The organism is Sphingobacterium sp. DR205 (assembly GCF_011064245.1).
GTDB classification, from domain to species: domain Bacteria; phylum Bacteroidota; class Bacteroidia; order Sphingobacteriales; family Sphingobacteriaceae; genus Sphingobacterium; species Sphingobacterium athyrii.
The window spans coordinates 6307933-6325519 of sequence record NZ_CP049333.1; the positions used below are offsets into that span (position 1 = coordinate 6307933).

The following is a 17587-nucleotide window of genomic DNA, read 5'->3' on the forward strand; positions in this document are numbered from 1 at the left end:
TCTTAATAGATTTTTGGCTCATAGGCATTAAGTTCATCCAAATACAGCAGCTCCCTGATGAAATCGAGTACTTCGTTATTGTTGCGATCAACTCTATATCCGATTTGCCGATTGCTAAATACATCCTCCAAACATAATTCTAGCATACCGCGCCATTCTTGAACAGATTTTTTTTCAAATTGGTCGTGTAGATATTTCCAAGGCCTTTTAATCCATTTATATCCCATACTGTACAACTCTTGCTTTTTATCCTTAGGATATTTCCATTTGGTATTGATATCCTTTCCATCCTCAAGAATGTTTTGATAATGCCCCCAATAACCATCAAGAATAAAAAGAAGATCGTGATAATAATACAATATATTCGCAGGATTGCCGTGTAGCTTCCAGAAATTGTTTGTATTCAAAATTTCTTTCGAAATAAGTATCGCTGTTATTAAATCTTCCTTTTTCGAATATCTGAATACATGATATAAGTCAACGTCGTAATCATAAAGCGTGTCCCTTGCTATAAATTTATCTCTTTCCTTCGTCAATATTTCCACATCTCGGGGAGATAACACGTTCCTCTGTTCGTGCCTGTCAATGATATGTAAGGTACTGATCAAAATGTTCATTTGCTGCACCGCTTTCGCCATATAATCATCGAATTCACAAGAATAATTAACACAAGTGGGCATTAATCCTTCAAACAACAGATTGAAGAGGTCACTTCTTAATGAATACAAAGGATCCGAACTGTATATACTGACCAGTGCTTGATAAGCATTGGAAATGGGATCAGAATTCGTAATAATTCTTTCCCTTTCCCGCGTCTTGATTTTAATATTTGTATAAGAAATACTGAACTTTTCAGATAAACTAAGATCAGGTCTTATTTTCTCGATCAGCCATCCCGCTTCAAACAGACGTAATAATTTCTTATACTTTTTATAGATTACCAATGGAGACTCATAAGTCATCCAATAATTTCGACGTATTGCCAATGTCAAGATTTCAAATAGTTCATCCTGTATGTGCGTTGGGGATGAAAACTCGTTGAATGTCTTTTTTAATACGGAATATGGATTTAGTATTTCTTTTTCGGTTAGTAATGTGATGTAACTACCTTGATATTCTACATGATGCATAGTGAAATGGATTTGAATTACACAAATAAACACAGTATCATCTACGTACCGAACCAAAACCACTTGTAAAATACCTAGCACAGTTTGTATCCCACTAGGATTCCTTGTTTTGTACCATCTAAAGATATTTCGTATCTTAAACACTGAATATTTGTTAACTTTGGACTTATGAGTACAACCAACACAACAAACCATATAGGAAGAAAAATCTGTCGTATCCGCGAACTTAGGGGAATGAAACAAGAGGCTTTAGCATTCGAACTGGGTGTAAGTCAACAAGCAGTATCCAATATGGAACGTAGTGCTGAGATAGAAGCAAGCCTATTGGCTCAGGTAGCGGAAGCATTAGGTGTTACTCCAGAAGCTATTGAGAATTTTGATGAAGAAGCTGTGTTTAATATAATAAATAACACTTTTACAAGCCACGACACATCTACACTAAATGCAATAAATATACATCCGACCTTTAATCCGCTTGATAAACTCATCGAAGCATATGAAGAAAATAAAAGACTCTACGAACGCCTTTTAGAAGCCGAAAAATCCAAGGTGGAGTATTTAGAGAGGCTGCTAAAGGATAAATAATCTATTATCTAAAGCGATCTGATATGGAATGTTATTAGACGGAAGTAATGATATAAATCATTGAAGTTTATAAAAAAGCGGAGAATAAGCAGTTTATTCTCCGCTTTTTTTGCGGTAAATATTCCTTATTGATCATATCTACTGATACCGCATTGCGTGATATTACAGATTTGGTCAATAAAGGCGCCTATTTAAGACGGACTCAGTCGGTGGAAGTACAAATCACCTCAAATCCTCCAATCTACTATAGACCATTGCCTTAAAAGTTCGTTGATGGCTCGACCACGAGTCTGGTTTGAAAAATAGCTTGATCACATCGCTTTCATAATTTTCCATTATCTTCAGAATCAGTTGTTCAAGTTCGGATGGATCGGTACGATAATCAATCTGTACATGAGCTGCAATAGCACGCAAGAATCTTAGCTTATCTTTCATTGCTTTGTAGCACGCAACATTTCTCTTTTTCCCGGTGCCCCGGGAGCTTTCTCGATGGAAAAGCCCAAAGATTTCATACTGCGTTTGAGATTGCCCGTAATGGCATAAGTAACAAAAACGCCGCCCGGTTTAACGAACTGGGCCACATGCGCCAATGCCGTATCATTCCACATTTCGGGCTGATGTATGGCAGCAAAAGCATCAAAATACACCACGTCAAACCCTTTTTCGGATTGGAAATCCATCAATAAAGTATGAGCAATGTAGAACTGTAAACGCTCGTGAATTCGGACCGACCGCTGCAATGCGCCTTCATAATTATTCACATAGGCTGACCAAACTGCTGCATCGACGGTCTCATTGTATCCCGTTGCGGCAACGGTCGCTAGCGGTAACGGAAAACCTTCGATTCCAACATAGTCTACCTGAATTGACTTATCCCGGATGTAGTCTGCTGTTTGCAGAAAGTTAAGTCCGGTACCGAATCCTACTTCCAGAATGGAGACATCCGAAGCTCCTGTCTTTTGCACATAGTGATCCAAACCGGTTTTGATAAATACATGCCTACTTTCCTGGACAGCACCGTGCTTTGAATGGTAGCATTCACCGATCTCCGCATTGTACAATGTCTTCGAGCCATCTCCCGTTGTTACAAAATCCATGTTCGTCATACTCATTATTAAAAAAATCAAATATCCCTTACGCCCCCTCAGCCCAACAAGCCATGAATAAGGCCCCATACGGCGGCGGTCTTCCATCAGAAGATTCGTTCAAAGATAAAAAGCTGGTTTGAATAAATCCCGATTAATCTTTATCGAAGTGTTAAATGAAAATAATAGATAAAAAGATTATTTTAGCGTCGTAAACACGAAACAATTACTGAACCTAATGGCATACTCGGCAAAAACTTTTATACAGAACTATGGCAGCATCCTATTGTTGCTCCTTGGCATCAGTATCGGAAGTTTAATCGGCATATTTTTTCCACATTTTGTGAATAACCTGAAGCCAATTGGGGATATCTTCCTAAACTTGCTCTTTGTCAGTGTCATACCCCTGGTATTTTTTGCAATAGCCTCATCGGTCGCCAATATCGAAGGTGACAGTGTGTTGGGTCGTATCATTGGCATGATGTCGCTGGTATTTGTGGTCGGGATTGTCGTTGCCGGTGTTAGCAGTGTTATTTTCCTCTATCTGTTTCCCGTCAGTTCAGACCTTCCGGTTGAGCAGGCCAAAGATGTCATCGATACAGCTACACAGGATTCCTGGGGCGAGAAAATGGTCCGGTTCCTGACTGTTAGTGAATTTTCCAGTCTATTATCCCGCCAGAATATGCTGGCCTTTGTGATATTCTCATTTTTAGTGGGGATCGCCACACGCAGATCGGGTGATTCCGCTGATATGTTCCGAAAATTTATCAATTCCGGAAATGCTGTCATGGGCAATTTATTGGTCATGGTTATGAATCTGGCCCCTATTGGTCTTGGCGCTTACTTTGCCTATCAAGTCGGTACGCTTGGCCCACAGCTCTTTGGCTTTTATGCCAAACCCATCGGTCTCTATTATATTTTTGGTTTACTCTACTTCTTCACGATATTTAGTCTTTTTGCCTTTCTTGCATTTGGTCTCAAAGGTGTCAAACGATACTGGCAAAACAATATTTTACCTTCTCTGACTGCGCTCAGCAGTTGCAGCAGCCTCGCCACCATGCCGGCCAACTTATTGGCAGCAAAACAGATTGGCGTACCCGATACCGTCGCCAGTGTCGTCATCCCGCTAGGCACGACCCTGCATAAACATGGTTCAGCCATCGCCTGTATCTTTAAAATTTACATTGCACTGCTGTTGAGTGGACAAGATTTTTTTGAACCAACCAATTTGGTTATGGCTGTCGGGATTACCTTGCTGGTCAGCATCGTTGCCGGTGGTATTCCAAACGGTGGATATATCGGCGAGATGCTCATCATATCAGTTTATCAAATGCCGACAGAAGTCATCCCCTCGATTATGATTATTGCGACTTTAGTAGATCCGTTGGCGACGATGCTCAACGCGACCGGCGACAGCGTGGCTGCGATGTTGACCACCAGACTCATCGGACAGAAACTCTCTGATCCAATCACGGAAACAACAGTAAATAACGGCTAAAAGCGATAAGTAAAGAATATCTGTCCGTATTGATGCCGATGAAAGACAGACTTAAGTTCCTTGGAATTGAAAATATAATTAATGCCATAATTGACCTTGTGGTTGGACCAGCTGAAGCCTATCCGGTGACTTAGCATCCAAGGTTCAATCTGATATAATGCGCCGATAGGATCATCCTTCCCCAATCCGCCCTGTATGGTGGAATTATAAAAAACGCGAGCAAAACTAGGTTGATAAACAAAATACCATTCCTTCTCGTTGTCACTGCGGGCTTGCGTCAAATGTCCATGGGTAAAGGTCGAAGCGTGGTACGATTTAAGTTTACCTGCACGTATCGGAATTCCAGCTTCGATATTGGTATTGTTCATGCCCAAAACTCCTTCTCCTATCACACCAAGATCAAAGGACTGCGTTTCATTCCGGTAAATTCCTTTCAGATATTTTGCCTGCAGATCCACACCAAAGGCATTGCGCAGTTCCGTTTCCCAACCTGTGGCCTCATACATTCCAAAAAGATGGTGGATAAACTTCTGTGCTTCCTCACCGTATGACCGGGATCCGATTTGCCCAAACTCCACTTTCAGTTCAACAACTTGCTCCGCCTTCAAAAAATGGGTCGCCGCGGCACTCAAATACAGGTACCCCGCAAAAGGCCGGTCATATTTCTTATTTTGCCGACGGTAATCCATCATGCTAATACCATTGTAGATCCGTTGTCCAAGTTCAAAGTCCAGTACTGTATTTGAAATTTCTGAAGTGCCACTTGGCGGTAGCGCAATACGATAGTTGACATTGATGCCATTGGTATAATACCTGTCCTGGCCGATCAATAGATAGACATCATTGTCATTCTGAATAGAAAGTTCCTGATTGCGCAACCTCACCTGCCCAAAGACCAAAAAAAATGGAAATATAATTCCATATAAGAGCAGTAACGACCGCAAAGCAACACTCATATTAACAGGCAATTGTAAAATTCATGCGATATAAACTGCGACAAAATATTAAATCTCGACTTAAATTATTCAAAAGCATCCAAATATACCTCATTTTTTCAGACACAACAACCTATTTAGAACAAATATAAATAATGTCGAAAAGTTGCATTATTCCTTTCTTCGCAAATCTATTTGTAATTTTGCATTCGATTAAGTGTCAGTTATTGTCAAAATGACCGCATGTAAAGCGCTCTTTGCTATTGACAGCTAATTTATTTTAAGGGAAACATAAAATCTCTGAAGGTGGTCGCAAATACATAAACAAATACTACGAACGAAACTGTCATAACTGCTCACTTGTTCAGATCATTTCCCGAACAGTTGCTCATGATAGCTTCATCGCAAACGAAACCGCCGAAGGCAGCATGAATGCCTTAAAAGAGAAAATTGACTAAATGAATAAACAAATTAACGGATGAAAAAAAGTTCCATCATTCTAATCGCTATTATTGCAGTGGCAATTGCCATGATACTTGTTATCTATACGGATTCAAGTACCTACTCGACATTTTCCGAGGCAAAAGAAAAGAAAACAGAACTATATGTGGTCGGCCAGCTCAACAAAGATAAGGCGCTCCACTATGACCCAAAGACAGATGCCAACAAATTCAGCTTTTTCATGTACGACAATGATGGTACAGAGTGCGAGGTTGTCTTCAGAGGTGCAAAACCGCAGGACATCGAGCGTTCAGAACAGATTGTATTGACTGGTAAAATGGACGGGAATGTGTTTAGAGCGAGTAAAATATTGATGAAATGTCCTTCGAAATATAACGATAAATCGGTCGTGACGGAAATCAATGCCACAGCTTTCAATAATTAATTTGTAAAATCAATTTTTCAATGGACGTTAATTACGTTGGTGAGCACCTGCTCCCTGGGCAGATCGGACAGTTCTTTATTGTTCTTTCTTTTGGTGCTGCACTTTTATCTTGTATCGCTTACTTTTTTGCGACTAAAAACCCTGAAGAGACTTCATGGAAAAAGATCGCGCGCATCGCATTCTGGATTAATGCAGTTTCTGTGGTAGCAGTCGGCGCAACTTTATTTTACATTATTTACAACCACTTTTTTGAATATAATTACGCGTTTGCACACTCTTCGAGAGACCTACCTACCTATTATATTATTTCGAGCTTTTGGGAAGGACAGGAAGGAAGTTTCTGGCTGTGGACCTTTTGGCAAACGGTATTAGGAGCGATATTGCTATTCAAAGCCAAAAGCTGGGAAACTTCCGTGATGACTTTTGTGATGCTTTGTCAAGCTTTTTTAGCCTCGATGATCATAGGCGTTGAATTATTGGGATTACGTATTGGAAGTTCCCCATTCATCCTATTACGTGACGCAATGAATTTCCCTATCCTGAAGGAAGCAAACTATCTATCACTACTTAAAGACGGTAACGGCTTAAATCCGCTCCTACAAAATTATTGGATGGTGATTCACCCGCCGACCTTATTCCTTGGTTTTGCATCGATGATTGTTCCTTTTGCTTATGCGACAGGTGCCCTATGGACCAAGCGTTACAAAGAATGGATCAATGCGGCTTTGCCATGGGCGCTATTTGCGGTCATGATTCTTGGAGCCGGTATTATTATGGGCTCATTCTGGGCTTACGAAGCGCTTAACTTTGGCGGATTCTGGGCTTGGGATCCTGTAGAAAATGCATCCATTATTCCTTGGTTTACCTTGATCGCGGCGGTACACGTCATGATTGCCTATAAAAACTCGGGCCATTCATATTTTACAGCAACATTTCTAGCGATGATCAGCTTTGTGCTGGTGATCTATGCATCTTACCTGACGCGTAGTGGTGTTCTTGGCGAAACCTCCGTCCACTCTTTCACCGACTTAGGTATGAGCGGACAGCTGATCTTATTCAACGTTGCATTTTTAGCGATTATGGTTGTCTTTCTTGTTGTTAAAAAGAAAGAGATGCCGATCACTGAAAAAGACGAAGATATTTATTCGCGCGAATTCTGGTTATTTATTGGTGCTTTGGTACTGACTGTTGCCTGTGCACAGATCATTGCCTCTACCTCCATTCCCGTATTTAACAAGATTTTTGGCACCAAGGTAGCGCCGCCCCTGGAACCAATCCAACATTATAATAAATGGCAATCCGGTTTTGCGGTTATCGTTATGATTATGACCGGATTTACGCAGTTTTTAAAATACAAACGCACGGATAGCCGCAAATTTTTAGCATCTACTGTAGCATCGCTGGCTGTAGCCATTATCCTGACGGCAATTATTTCCTATTTTACCAAGACATATACCAACCTGATCTATATCCTGATCACTTTTGCCAGCATCTTTTGTATCCTGGCGAATATCCGGGTGCTGGGTGATGCAGTCAAAGGTAAGTGGAAATTGGCCGGTTCTTCGGTTGCCCATATTGGTTTTGGACTGCTGTTGATCGGCGCAATGGTCGCTGCTGCAACAAATGAAGTCATATCGGTCAACAATACAGGATACATCGCCGTATCGGGATTTGACAAAGTTGAAAAGCCGGGTGAAAACCTATTCCTAACCGAAGGACAGCCCGTGCAGATGGGTGAATATAAAATCACCTATATCGGTGACAGTATTGTAGCACCAAATACCTATTACAAAATCAAATACGAACGTGTTGACGAGGAAACCGGTAAAGTGAAAGAAGAATTTATCCTACAGCCCTTTGCGCAAAACAATGCCAAGATGGGCGGTCTGATCGGTACTCCGGCAACCAAACACTATATTACACATGACGTATATACGCTGATCACTGCTGCTGCAGCTGAAAGTCAGGCGCAGCACGCCAAAGTAGCGGACGAGGAAAAAACAGGTTTTGAAGATTATGAAGAACCTGCGACCTATCAAGTCAGCATCGGTGATACCTTACGTTATCGCAACGGATATTATGTCATTGAGGGGCTGAATAAAGAAGCGCAATTAGAAAAAATCCCGAAAGGCCCCAACGATGTGATGGTAGGTTTGAAAATAAAGGTCTTTGCGGCTGACAACAAACAATATGAGGTACAACCGGTTTATTTGATCAAGGACGGAGGAGTTTATGACTTCAATAAAGATGTCACTGATCAAGGTCTTAAATTTAGGTTTACTGGAATCAAACCGGACAAGGATAAACTGGAAATCATGGTCTACCAAAAACCATTGCCTGAGAAAAAATGGGTGGTCTTTAAAGCGATCAAATTCCCCTACATCAATTTCTTTTGGTGTGGAACGATTGTCATGACCATTGGTTTTATCATGTCTATTGTCAGAAGAAATAAAGAGGAAAAACGAAAACTAGCAAAATAATGAATATTGTCATCTTAGGAAGCGGAAATGCCGCAACGCATTTTGGACAAGCATTTCAACAACTAGGACATCAGATCGTTCAAATCTATAGTAAAACAAAGGCCAATGCGGATGCATTGGCCTTTGCGCTTCAATGCCCGGGTACGGACGATCTATCCCAACTGCTGCGCAATGCCGATCTTTATCTTATCGCCGTTTCCGACGAGGCTATTCCCACACTTGTAGAAACAATGCCACAGGACATCAAAGGGATTGTTGTGCACTGCTCTGGAGCTACCGATATGGCTATTTTGAACCGCTTCAGGAATTATGGTGTCATCTACCCGCCGCAATCACTCTCCAAAAACAAAGCCGTTGACTTTTCGCTCATTCCATTTTGTGTAGAAGGCAGCGATACAAGCATTGCGAACAGCTTACTTCAGCTGACACGCAGGTTTTCTTCCCGAAGCATCTTGTGTAATTCACAGCAACGATTGGCGATCCACCTGTCTTCAGTCATGGTCAACAACTTTTCAAATATTTTATATCAGTTCGCTTATGAGCTATTAGAAGAGCATAATCTTTCCTTTGATCTGGTCAGACCGATCATCTTGGAAACGGCAGAAAAAGTTCAAAATCACGTTCCGATAACAGTTCAGACAGGTCCGGCAATCCGGGGAGATGAAGCAACACAGCAAAAACATTTGAAATTTATTAGCAATAAACCAGATTTACAGCAAATCTATCAACTTTTGTCGCATCAGATTACTAAAAGAAAATAGTTTGTTAGAAACAGTTATAAACTTATCAAAACTTATTCTAGCATAGTAAATATAACTATTTACTTAGGGAACTTTAGTACATTTGCTCTGTCCAAAAGCGCATTTTGGAATGCTAATTGAGCAATAGTATATTCAATTGGACTAAACATTAAAATAGCGAATTAAAACTAAACAATCGTATTTTCTATGGAAGTTAGAAAACTCATTATTTCAATAATGATTGTGATTAATTTAATCATTGTATCATTTGGCTTTATATTTACATCGAGCTGGTTTTGGTTATTGATCATTCCATTCCCGCTATTGTTGATCGCCTTATACCATAGTTTCCAGACCAAACATGCAATTTTACGCAATTATCCCTTGGTTGGTTACTTTCGTTATATCTTTGAATCCATTCGTCCCGAATTAAGACAATACTTTTGGGAATCCGATATGGATGGTCGTCCGTTCAATAGGAGACAGCGTTCCATTGTCTATCAACGGGCAAAAAATCAGCGCGAGACAGTTGCATTTGGTATGCAAACAGATCCCCAGGCCGTTGGTAATGAATGGGCTGCGCATTCCGTATTTCCCTGTCATATTGAAAACCATGATTTACGGACTAAAGTTGGGAATGAAGCCTGTAAAAAGCCTTATAGCTTAAGTGTATTCAATATCTCAGCAATGAGTTACGGTGCGTTGAGCAAAACTGCTATTACCGCCTTAAACAAAGGTGCTGCGCTACAGAATTTTGCGCATAATACCGGCGAAGGTGGTATCAGTGATTACCACAACAACGGCGGTGATTTGATCTGGCAGGTAGGTACCGGTTATTTCGGCTGTCGTAATTCGGAAGGTAAATTTGACCCTGAACTTTTTAGGGAGAAATCAAACCGTGAAAATGTGAAAATGATTGAACTTAAGCTTTCACAGGGTGCAAAACCCGGTCATGGCGGTATCTTACCGGCCGCAAAGAATACACCCGAAGTGGCTGCAATACGCCATGTCATTCCCGGCACGGATGTGATGTCCCCACCCGCACACAGTGCTTTTTCTTCACCAACGGAAATGATGCATTTCATCCAACAGATGCGCGATCTTTCGGGAGGAAAACCTATCGGATTTAAAATATGTATCGGTGATAAGCACGAATTTATGGACATCTGCAATGCCATGCAAAATACGCAGATCTTCCCGGACTTTATTTCTATCGATGGATCTGAGGGTGGTACTGGGGCCGCACCACTGGAGTTTACGGACAACCTCGGCATGCCGCTATATGATGCATTGGCGTTTGTAACCAAAACCCTGATTGCATTCGGTCTGAAAAAACACATCAAGGTCATTGTATCAAGCCGTATCGTTACTGGTTTTGATATCCTAAAAGTGATTGCTCTGGGTGCCGACGCATGTTATAGTGCACGTGGAATGATGTTCGCATTAGGTTGTATTCAGGCCCTGAAATGTAACGAAGACGTTTGTCCGGTCGGTGTTGCCACGCAACAACCGCATCTGTACAAAGGACTGGATGTGAACGACAAGTACGTACGTGTTGCTCAATTCCACCGCAATACACTACGCGCCACTGTTGAGATCATGGAAGCCTGTGGGTTCAAAACCTTGGCCGACGTATCCGCTGACAAATTCTATCGCAAAGTGGATGCAATACGGACCTTAAGTTTTCAGGAGATCTATTTTGGCACCGAAGGAAAATTGGTCAATAGCCACACGGACTTTGAAAGCAAGCTTTTCGAAGATTAATCTTTGGTCTAGCAACTATATACAAGAAGCCCTCAGTCGTTATTAACACTGAGGGCTTCTTATTTTTCTTTTCCCCTATTGGCCTTTTGGCTCAGCTAATTTCATAATCCATGTGATTCCTAAGTATATTCCCGATAACTATTTCAAATTGAATAATACGCGATGCAAAGCGGTATGCGAAAGTGCTATTTGATCATCGGTCAACCCTCCCAATGCCTGTTCGATCGTATTATTGGCCTGTTTCATACCTTCATCCTTCATTTTGCGGCCAGTTTTGGTCAAATAGATCAAATTCGAACGTCTATCGTTTTTATCATTAACACGGATAACCAAATTAAGCCGCTCCAGATTGTTGATCAGGCGCGTTACACTTGGCTTGTCTCTGAATGTGCGGATTGCCAGCTCCTGTTGGGTCAGTCCCTCTTCTACCCAAAGATTGTACATAATACTCCATTGCTCCGAAGTAATACTTAAGCCTGCCTCCTTGAGATTACGCTGCAATCTCCGCATAACGGCAATTGAATATTTCCCCGTCAGGAAATTATAAAAATACTCTTGCGATACTAAATCTTGGTCTAACATATAAATTATGGTTATGGTTGTTTACGCAACTTATGTTGCTAATCATATTATGCTCAAATCAAGATAAAAAAAACTAAACTTATTTTGGCTAATACTTAGCCTAAAGTACGCTTTTCTACAGTTGTGTCAAACAAATTTTATCAACATGCAATAAATAGATGTTAATAAATCATCATAAACGATTTATAGTAGACTGAATTTAGGAATAAAAAGGGATACAAACAAAATAAAATTGCTTGTCTTTATACCTAATTTTAGGAGGACTTCTCCCGCAGCAAGAAAGTGTTATCCGATTGTAAACGAATCAGAGTCCTTTAGAAACGGGAATTTTTCACGAGCCTCTAGCAGGTCATTCGGGTTTAAAGTAAAGGTGTATAAGTCTTCATCTTCGGGCTTATAGTAGACAACATCACCTAACGGTGATATGCACATTGATCCTCCTGAGTAATAAATATCATTACCATCGTGCCCCACCCGGTTCACACCGACAACATAAGCTTGGTTTTCAATAGCACGTGCAGGGATAAGTGCTCTCCAATGTGCCGAACGCTTATCAGGCCAGTTAGCTGTATAAACAAGAATATCGTATGCTGCATTTTGATTCTTGGACCAAACCGGGAACCGGAGATCATAACAGATCATAGGACATATTTTCCAACCTTTGATATCGACTAAAATCCGTTCGTTGCCGGGTTCAAAATACTCGCTTTCTTTTGACATGCCAAAAAGATGACGTTTATCGTATTTCACATATTTGCCATCAGGGAACATCCATAGAAAGCGGTTGTAGTATTTTCCACCCTCTTCAATGATCAATGAGCCGGCGACAACACAATTTAATGAACTTGCCATTTCAAACAGCCATCTCGTGGTAGGACCATTGGCTGGTTCGGCACATTTTTCGACGTTGTTCGTGAACCCCGTATTAAACATCTCCGGTAAAATAATCAAATCTGTTTTTTCACGTAACGCAGATAGCCTCAATGCCAGATTATTCAGATTTTTTTCAATATTTTCCCAGAATAAATATGCTTGAAATACGGTAATTTTTAAAGGATCCATGAACGTTATCTAAAATTTATTTAATTATTTAGTACAAAATAGCCATTTATTGACAAAATACGAATTTTAATGGAATTTTCTATCTATTGCTGTCTAACCAAAAGGTTATTTGCTAACAGTAATAACGCTTCCTTACGTTCCTTTGGTACATCCAATGCGCTCATTTTTTCAAATGCACGCTGGGTATAGACATCCTTTAGTTCATCTGCCGATTTTCGGACCTGATACTTATCGTATAATTTGAGCATATCTTCGACTTTGGTCGGCACCGCCTCGACAGTTGCATGTAATAAATGTTGCATCATGGACACATCCTCCGGAGCAATAACCTCCATCAATTTAACCAGTAAAAAGGTTTTTTTATTGATTATAATATCACCGCCAACGATTTTACCGAAAGTATCGGGATCACCGTAGGCATCCAATATATCGTCCTGCAGCTGGAAAGCCAAACCAACATTTTCCCCAAAATCATAGATCAGTTGCTGCTGCTGTTCGTTCGCTCCTGAAAGAATAGCGCCCAATTGCAATGCCCCTCCTAAGAGGACAGATGTTTTCAAACGGATCATCTCCAAATAGTCGTCCATAAGCAATGATCCGCGGCTTTCATAATCCATATCGAGCTGTTGGCCTTCACAGACCTCCATGGCCACCTTACTCAAAATTCGCAAAGTTGCCGGCAAATAGACCGGATTGCATTTGGAGATTTCTTCGTAAGCCTTGACCAATAGTCCATCTCCGGACAGAATGGCAATATTTGCATCCCATTTTTCATGAACGGTGGTTTTTCCCCTTCGCAAGGGTGCCTGATCCATCAGATCGTCATGTATCAGGGAAAAGTTATGAAAAAATTCCACGGCCTTTGCCGCCGGAATAATTTGTTCCATTTCTTGCATGCCAAATAACTCGGCCGCCATCAATGTAAGCACTGGTCTAACCCTCTTGCCGCCCAAAGTCAATATATACCGTATCGGATCATATAAATTTGTTGGAGTTTCAGGAAATTGACTTGTCTCTATCGCCTCTATCACGAGCTTTTGTAAGTGTTGCATATATCTTTACGATCGAATCATGCGAATATAGCAATAACATATAGAAATGGCAATTTTGTACCACCAAAGCAAGTCAGCTCAAAATTGTACATTTGTATAAGTCTTTTGTTATGCGCATACTGATTATCCATACATTTTATCAAGCACCTGGCGGTGAAGACACTGTTTTTCAACAGGAATCATCGCTCCTATCCCGGGAGCACGAGGTACATACCCTGACCTTTCAAAATAAAAAAGGTTGGCGCGGGGCCCTTCAGACGATAGGATCTTTTTGGAATATCTTTGCAGCACAGCGTGTGAAGAAATCAATTCGCGCGTTTAAACCAGACATTGTCCATCTCCATAACACGCATTATGCCTCTGGCCCGCTCCTGATACGTACGATCGCCAAACTGGGTATACCACAGGTAATGACACTGCACAATTTTAGGCTGCTCTGCCCCTCGGCAACGCTATACCATCATAATCATTTATTTCTGGATTCTTTGCATGAAGAATTTCCCTGGACAGCAGTTCGACAAAAGGCATTTAATAATTCTACAGTCAAAACATTCCTGCTTGCACTGAATTACTGGCTTCACCGTCGAATGGGTACTTGGAAAAAGGTGAATCGTTATATTAATTTAAGCAGCTTTGCCAAGTCTATATTTGCGGAGTCAACATTAAGCATATCTACCGAAAAGTTTGAGGTAAAACCCAATTTTGTTTTTCCCGCCACCATAGGCTCAGAAATCTCCCAGTCTTATTTTATTTATGTGGGGCGGCTTTCCGACGAAAAAGGAATATTGCAACTGATTGAGTCCGTCAAAGGAACTAGGTTGGAACTCCGTATCATCGGTGGCGGACCACTGGAAGAGGAGGTCGTGAAAAGCATAAGCGGGCATTCCAATATCAGCTATCTCGGTTTTAAATCCCGGACGGAAATTTTACCCCTCGTTGCCGCAGCACAGGCGCTGATCGTTCCTTCCATCTGTTTCGAAGGAATGCCAATCACGATCCTTGAAGCTTACTCCGTCGGAACGGCCGTACTCTGTTCAAAATTAGGACCTTTACCTGAATTGATCATCCCGCAGAGAACCGGACAGACATTTGATCCGCATAATAATAAAGAAATTACTGCATGTCTGACGCAGTGGAATGCCAAGCCGGCGGATGAAAAAGATGAGATAAGAAAGACCTGTCTTGCCTATTATTTTAGTAAATTTACTCCCGAAATAAACGAAAGCGAATTATTAGCGATCTATAAAGACGCTATTGAAGATAAAAAATTGAACAAATGAGCATTATTGTAATGGATAAGCTGGGTTTGGCATCTCAGATCCAAGCTACACTGGAAACAATCTATGATCCCGAATTAAAACCGGCAAATATCGTCGATCTGGGTCTCGTCTACGAAATTATTACTAAAGAGGATGGCATTGCAAAAATTGTCATGACACTCACCGCACCCGGCTGTCCGGTGGCAGGTGAAATCATGAATGAAGTGCAGGAGAAAGTTGCCGGAATAGCGGGGATCAAAGAAGCCTTGGTGGAATTGACTTTTGATCCGCCCTGGACCAAGGATATGATGTCTGAAGAAGCAAAGCTTGAACTTGGGTTCCTGTAGAAATCGTTTGAGAAATATTTAATGCCTCCTAATAGTCTTTCGGAGGCATTTTTATTGTGATGTTATTTTAAATATATCGTAACTGCTAATGGTCAGTGCAAAAAAGTAACATTAGCATTAACCGGTACTATTATTTTCCAGGTCGCTCAGTTTCTTCAGCGGTTTGGCTGTATTGGCATCACTTCCAAAGAGCAATTTCCATAGCTTGCGGGATTCCTTGGTCAAAAGCGGCGATACAATGGAGAGGATCAATACATACACCACGACGAATGACTGAATTACAGGAAGCAAAGCACCTGCTTTACCGATATTGGCCATGATAATCGAAAACTCTCCGCGGGCGGACAGGGTAAAGCCGATGTCAAAAGAAGTTTTCGGTTTCATTCCCGAGAATTTGGCTGCAAAATAACCTGAAGCAAGATTACCCATGACGGTCACCACAGCGGCTATAGAAGCCCACAACACGGCTCCCCCCAGCGACATCATATCTATGGATAGTCCGAAGCTGAAGAAAAACATTGCCCCAAAAAAGTCCTTATAAGGCAGTACCATCGCTTCAATTTTCTTAATATACTGTGAATCTGCCAGCACCAATCCTGCCATCAAAGCACCGATCGCCTCAGCAACATGAATGGTCTCCGAAAATCCTGCAACGATAAATAGCAGTGCAAAGATGACCAATATAAAAAGTTCGGAAGTTTTGTCTTTTAATAAACGGTCTATGGCCGGCACCAATTTACGGCCCAAAACCAAAAAGGCTAAGATAAAGCCCAATGCCAGCAAGGAGGTCCCTGCTACGGTCCAAAACGAACTGCTACCTGTTAATATCAGTCCCGAAAGAAAGGAAATGTGCATGGCAATAAACAGGTCGTCAAACATGATCATTCCCATAATAACCTCTGTCTCTGGATTTGCCGTTCGTTTAAGGTCAGTGAGCACCTTAGCAACGATCGCAGTCGAAGAGCTGGTCATGATACCACACAGCACCATCATCTCCTTAAAGGGTATATCCATCAGCCAACCGATCAATAGTCCCGAGGTAAAATTGAGCAGTACATAGATTGTTCCTCCGGTTACGATAGCCTTACCGGATTTAATCAGTCGATTAACTGAAAACTCTAGTCCCAGATAGAATAAGAGGAACAACACCCCTAGCCGGCCCATAAAATCTATAAAGGGTTTGCTTTCGGTAAATGTGAGGTCTACCAACCCTATCTGCGGTGCATGTTGTCCCAAAACCATCCCTATAATAATGAAAAAAGGAATAACGGAAAACTTAAGCTTGTTGGCAATCAATCCAACAATAGCTACAAGTCCGACAGCGATTCCAATTTCCAATATTAGGGTATGTGATAGCATAGATTACAGTAAAATTTCCTTTAAAAGTTTGATGTTGTTTTTCTTTCCGGCGATGACCAAAGTCGTTCCCGGAGTGATCAGATAAGATGGTCCCGGGTTGATGACCGTTTCATCATCTCTGATCCCGGCAATAATGGACGCTCCTGTACGTTGCCGTACCTCCAATTCTCCGATCGTTTTCCCTGCTCCTTCCCATTTGCCTTCAAGCTTGTACCATTCGATACGCAAGTCATCCAAAGCCACTTCAATTGTTTCCAATGCCTTGGGCTTATAGGATAGACCGCCTATAATACCCGCTATCTGACGAGACTCATCATCATTAAGTGTCATCACACACCGTGATTCATGCTCTTCATCATCATAACGATACAGTTCCCGCCGACCATCATCGTGAATCACAACAACCATATTGTCTCCCGCATCAGTTTCAATTTGAAATTTCTTTCCAATTCCAATCAGATCGGATTCTCTTACAATAGACATAATCTTCTATTTAAATAAATACCCATAATAACAGCAAAGCGCCGTTTTATCAAAAACAAATTTAACCAAAAATTCAATCTTAAACGAATCCTCTCCGCGCGACAGCAGGGGACATGAACAAGCAGATTACCCCAAAATACTAAAAAAAGATCAGAAAAACGAGTTTTAGGCCGCTTAATTCATTTAAAACATCAGTCAGCGACCCCGTTTGTTGGTGAAAACGTTATTACAAAATTGAATTTCTATAACGTTTTCGTAGTTCGTGCAATCGTTTGTTCAGCTCAGCAAAGAAATGACTCCATCGAATTTCTTTATACTTGCCGCCATTAAAACTAGCGAA

General features: G+C 41.2%; 17 protein-coding genes. 8 read left to right on the top strand and 9 right to left on the bottom strand.

Annotation, left to right across the window (positions count from 1 at the left end; translation table 11 throughout):
* Window positions 1–2: 2 nt before the first annotated feature.
* Window positions 3–1130 (bottom strand): hypothetical protein, encoded by a 1128-nt coding sequence (locus G6053_RS26915; RefSeq protein WP_165309136.1) that lies wholly within the window; start codon window positions 1128–1130, stop codon window positions 3–5.
* 168 nt (window positions 1131–1298) lie between these two features.
* Here G6053_RS26915 and G6053_RS26920 point away from each other — a divergent pair, with 168 nt between their 5' ends.
* Window positions 1299–1715, top strand: a complete 417-nt coding sequence (locus G6053_RS26920) for a helix-turn-helix domain-containing protein (RefSeq protein WP_165309137.1) — start codon at window positions 1299–1301, stop codon at window positions 1713–1715.
* 222 nt (window positions 1716–1937) lie between these two features.
* On the opposite strand, the gene G6053_RS26925 is transcribed toward G6053_RS26920, so the two are convergent.
* Complete coding sequence (locus G6053_RS26925) at window positions 1938–2150, bottom strand: hypothetical protein (RefSeq protein ID WP_165309138.1); 213 nt, start codon at window positions 2148–2150, stop codon at window positions 1938–1940.
* The gene (gene mnmD, locus G6053_RS26930; protein ID WP_346774514.1) at window positions 2147–2827 is read right to left on the bottom strand and encodes a tRNA (5-methylaminomethyl-2-thiouridine)(34)-methyltransferase MnmD; all 681 of its coding nucleotides are present in this window, start codon (window positions 2825–2827) and stop codon (window positions 2147–2149) included. The genes G6053_RS26925 and mnmD overlap by 4 nt, the downstream gene beginning before the upstream one ends.
* Before the next feature lie 211 nt (window positions 2828–3038).
* Between mnmD and G6053_RS26935 the strand changes: the two genes are divergently transcribed.
* On the top strand, window positions 3039–4298 hold the full coding sequence (locus tag G6053_RS26935; RefSeq protein ID WP_165309139.1) for a dicarboxylate/amino acid:cation symporter: 1260 nt from the start codon (window positions 3039–3041) through the stop codon (window positions 4296–4298).
* Here G6053_RS26935 and G6053_RS26940 read toward each other — a convergent pair.
* Window positions 4295–5254 carry a lipid A deacylase LpxR family protein gene (locus G6053_RS26940; RefSeq protein WP_108635023.1) on the bottom strand — a complete coding sequence of 320 codons (960 nt, stop codon included), beginning with the start codon at window positions 5252–5254 and terminating at the stop codon, window positions 4295–4297. The genes G6053_RS26935 and G6053_RS26940 overlap by 4 nt on opposite strands.
* Before the next feature lie 457 nt (window positions 5255–5711).
* Here G6053_RS26940 and G6053_RS26945 point away from each other — a divergent pair, with 457 nt between their 5' ends.
* From G6053_RS26945 to G6053_RS26960, 4 genes are all read left to right on the top strand, one after another.
* On the top strand, window positions 5712–6119 hold the full coding sequence (locus G6053_RS26945) for a cytochrome c maturation protein CcmE (RefSeq protein WP_104383916.1): 408 nt from the start codon (window positions 5712–5714) through the stop codon (window positions 6117–6119).
* Window positions 6120–6139: 20 nt separating this feature from the next.
* Window positions 6140–8599 carry a cytochrome c biogenesis protein CcsA gene (ccsA, locus tag G6053_RS26950; protein ID WP_165309140.1) on the top strand — a complete coding sequence of 820 codons (2460 nt, stop codon included), beginning with the start codon at window positions 6140–6142 and terminating at the stop codon, window positions 8597–8599.
* Window positions 8599–9360: a Rossmann-like and DUF2520 domain-containing protein gene (locus G6053_RS26955; protein WP_165309141.1), complete on the top strand. Its 762-nt coding sequence runs from the start codon at window positions 8599–8601 to the stop codon at window positions 9358–9360. The genes ccsA and G6053_RS26955 overlap by 1 nt, the downstream gene beginning before the upstream one ends.
* Window positions 9361–9546: 186 nt before the next feature.
* Window positions 9547–11103: an FMN-binding glutamate synthase family protein gene (locus tag G6053_RS26960; RefSeq protein WP_165309142.1), complete on the top strand. Its 1557-nt coding sequence runs from the start codon at window positions 9547–9549 to the stop codon at window positions 11101–11103.
* Between the two features lie 138 nt (window positions 11104–11241).
* Here the strand turns inward: G6053_RS26960 and G6053_RS26965 are convergent, their stop codons facing one another.
* The 3 genes from G6053_RS26965 to G6053_RS26975 form a co-directional block, all read right to left on the bottom strand.
* Window positions 11242–11685, bottom strand: coding sequence for a MarR family transcriptional regulator (locus G6053_RS26965; RefSeq protein WP_108635019.1), 444 nt, complete (start codon window positions 11683–11685; stop codon window positions 11242–11244).
* Between the two features lie 285 nt (window positions 11686–11970).
* On the bottom strand, window positions 11971–12747 hold the full coding sequence (locus G6053_RS26970) for an amidohydrolase (RefSeq protein ID WP_108635018.1): 777 nt from the start codon (window positions 12745–12747) through the stop codon (window positions 11971–11973).
* 83 nt (window positions 12748–12830) lie between these two features.
* Window positions 12831–13799, bottom strand: a complete 969-nt coding sequence (locus G6053_RS26975; RefSeq protein ID WP_165309143.1) for a polyprenyl synthetase family protein — start codon at window positions 13797–13799, stop codon at window positions 12831–12833.
* A 110-nt stretch (window positions 13800–13909) separates the two neighbouring features.
* Here G6053_RS26975 and G6053_RS26980 point away from each other — a divergent pair, with 110 nt between their 5' ends.
* Together G6053_RS26980 and G6053_RS26985 are read left to right on the top strand one after the other, a co-directional pair.
* Entirely contained in the window at window positions 13910–15079 is a 1170-nt protein-coding gene (locus tag G6053_RS26980) for a glycosyltransferase family 4 protein (protein ID WP_165309144.1), read from the top strand.
* Entirely contained in the window at window positions 15076–15405 is a 330-nt protein-coding gene (locus tag G6053_RS26985; protein ID WP_108635015.1) for an iron-sulfur cluster assembly protein, read from the top strand. The genes G6053_RS26980 and G6053_RS26985 overlap by 4 nt, the downstream gene beginning before the upstream one ends.
* Before the next feature lie 117 nt (window positions 15406–15522).
* Here the strand turns inward: G6053_RS26985 and G6053_RS26990 are convergent, their stop codons facing one another.
* Together G6053_RS26990 and G6053_RS26995 are read right to left on the bottom strand one after the other, a co-directional pair.
* The gene (locus tag G6053_RS26990) at window positions 15523–16764 is read right to left on the bottom strand and encodes a cation:proton antiporter (protein ID WP_165309145.1); all 1242 of its coding nucleotides are present in this window, start codon (window positions 16762–16764) and stop codon (window positions 15523–15525) included.
* Between the two features lie 3 nt (window positions 16765–16767).
* Window positions 16768–17247, bottom strand: a complete 480-nt coding sequence (locus G6053_RS26995; protein WP_077438826.1) for a cation:proton antiporter regulatory subunit — start codon at window positions 17245–17247, stop codon at window positions 16768–16770.
* Between the last annotated feature and the right edge of the window lie 340 nt (window positions 17248–17587).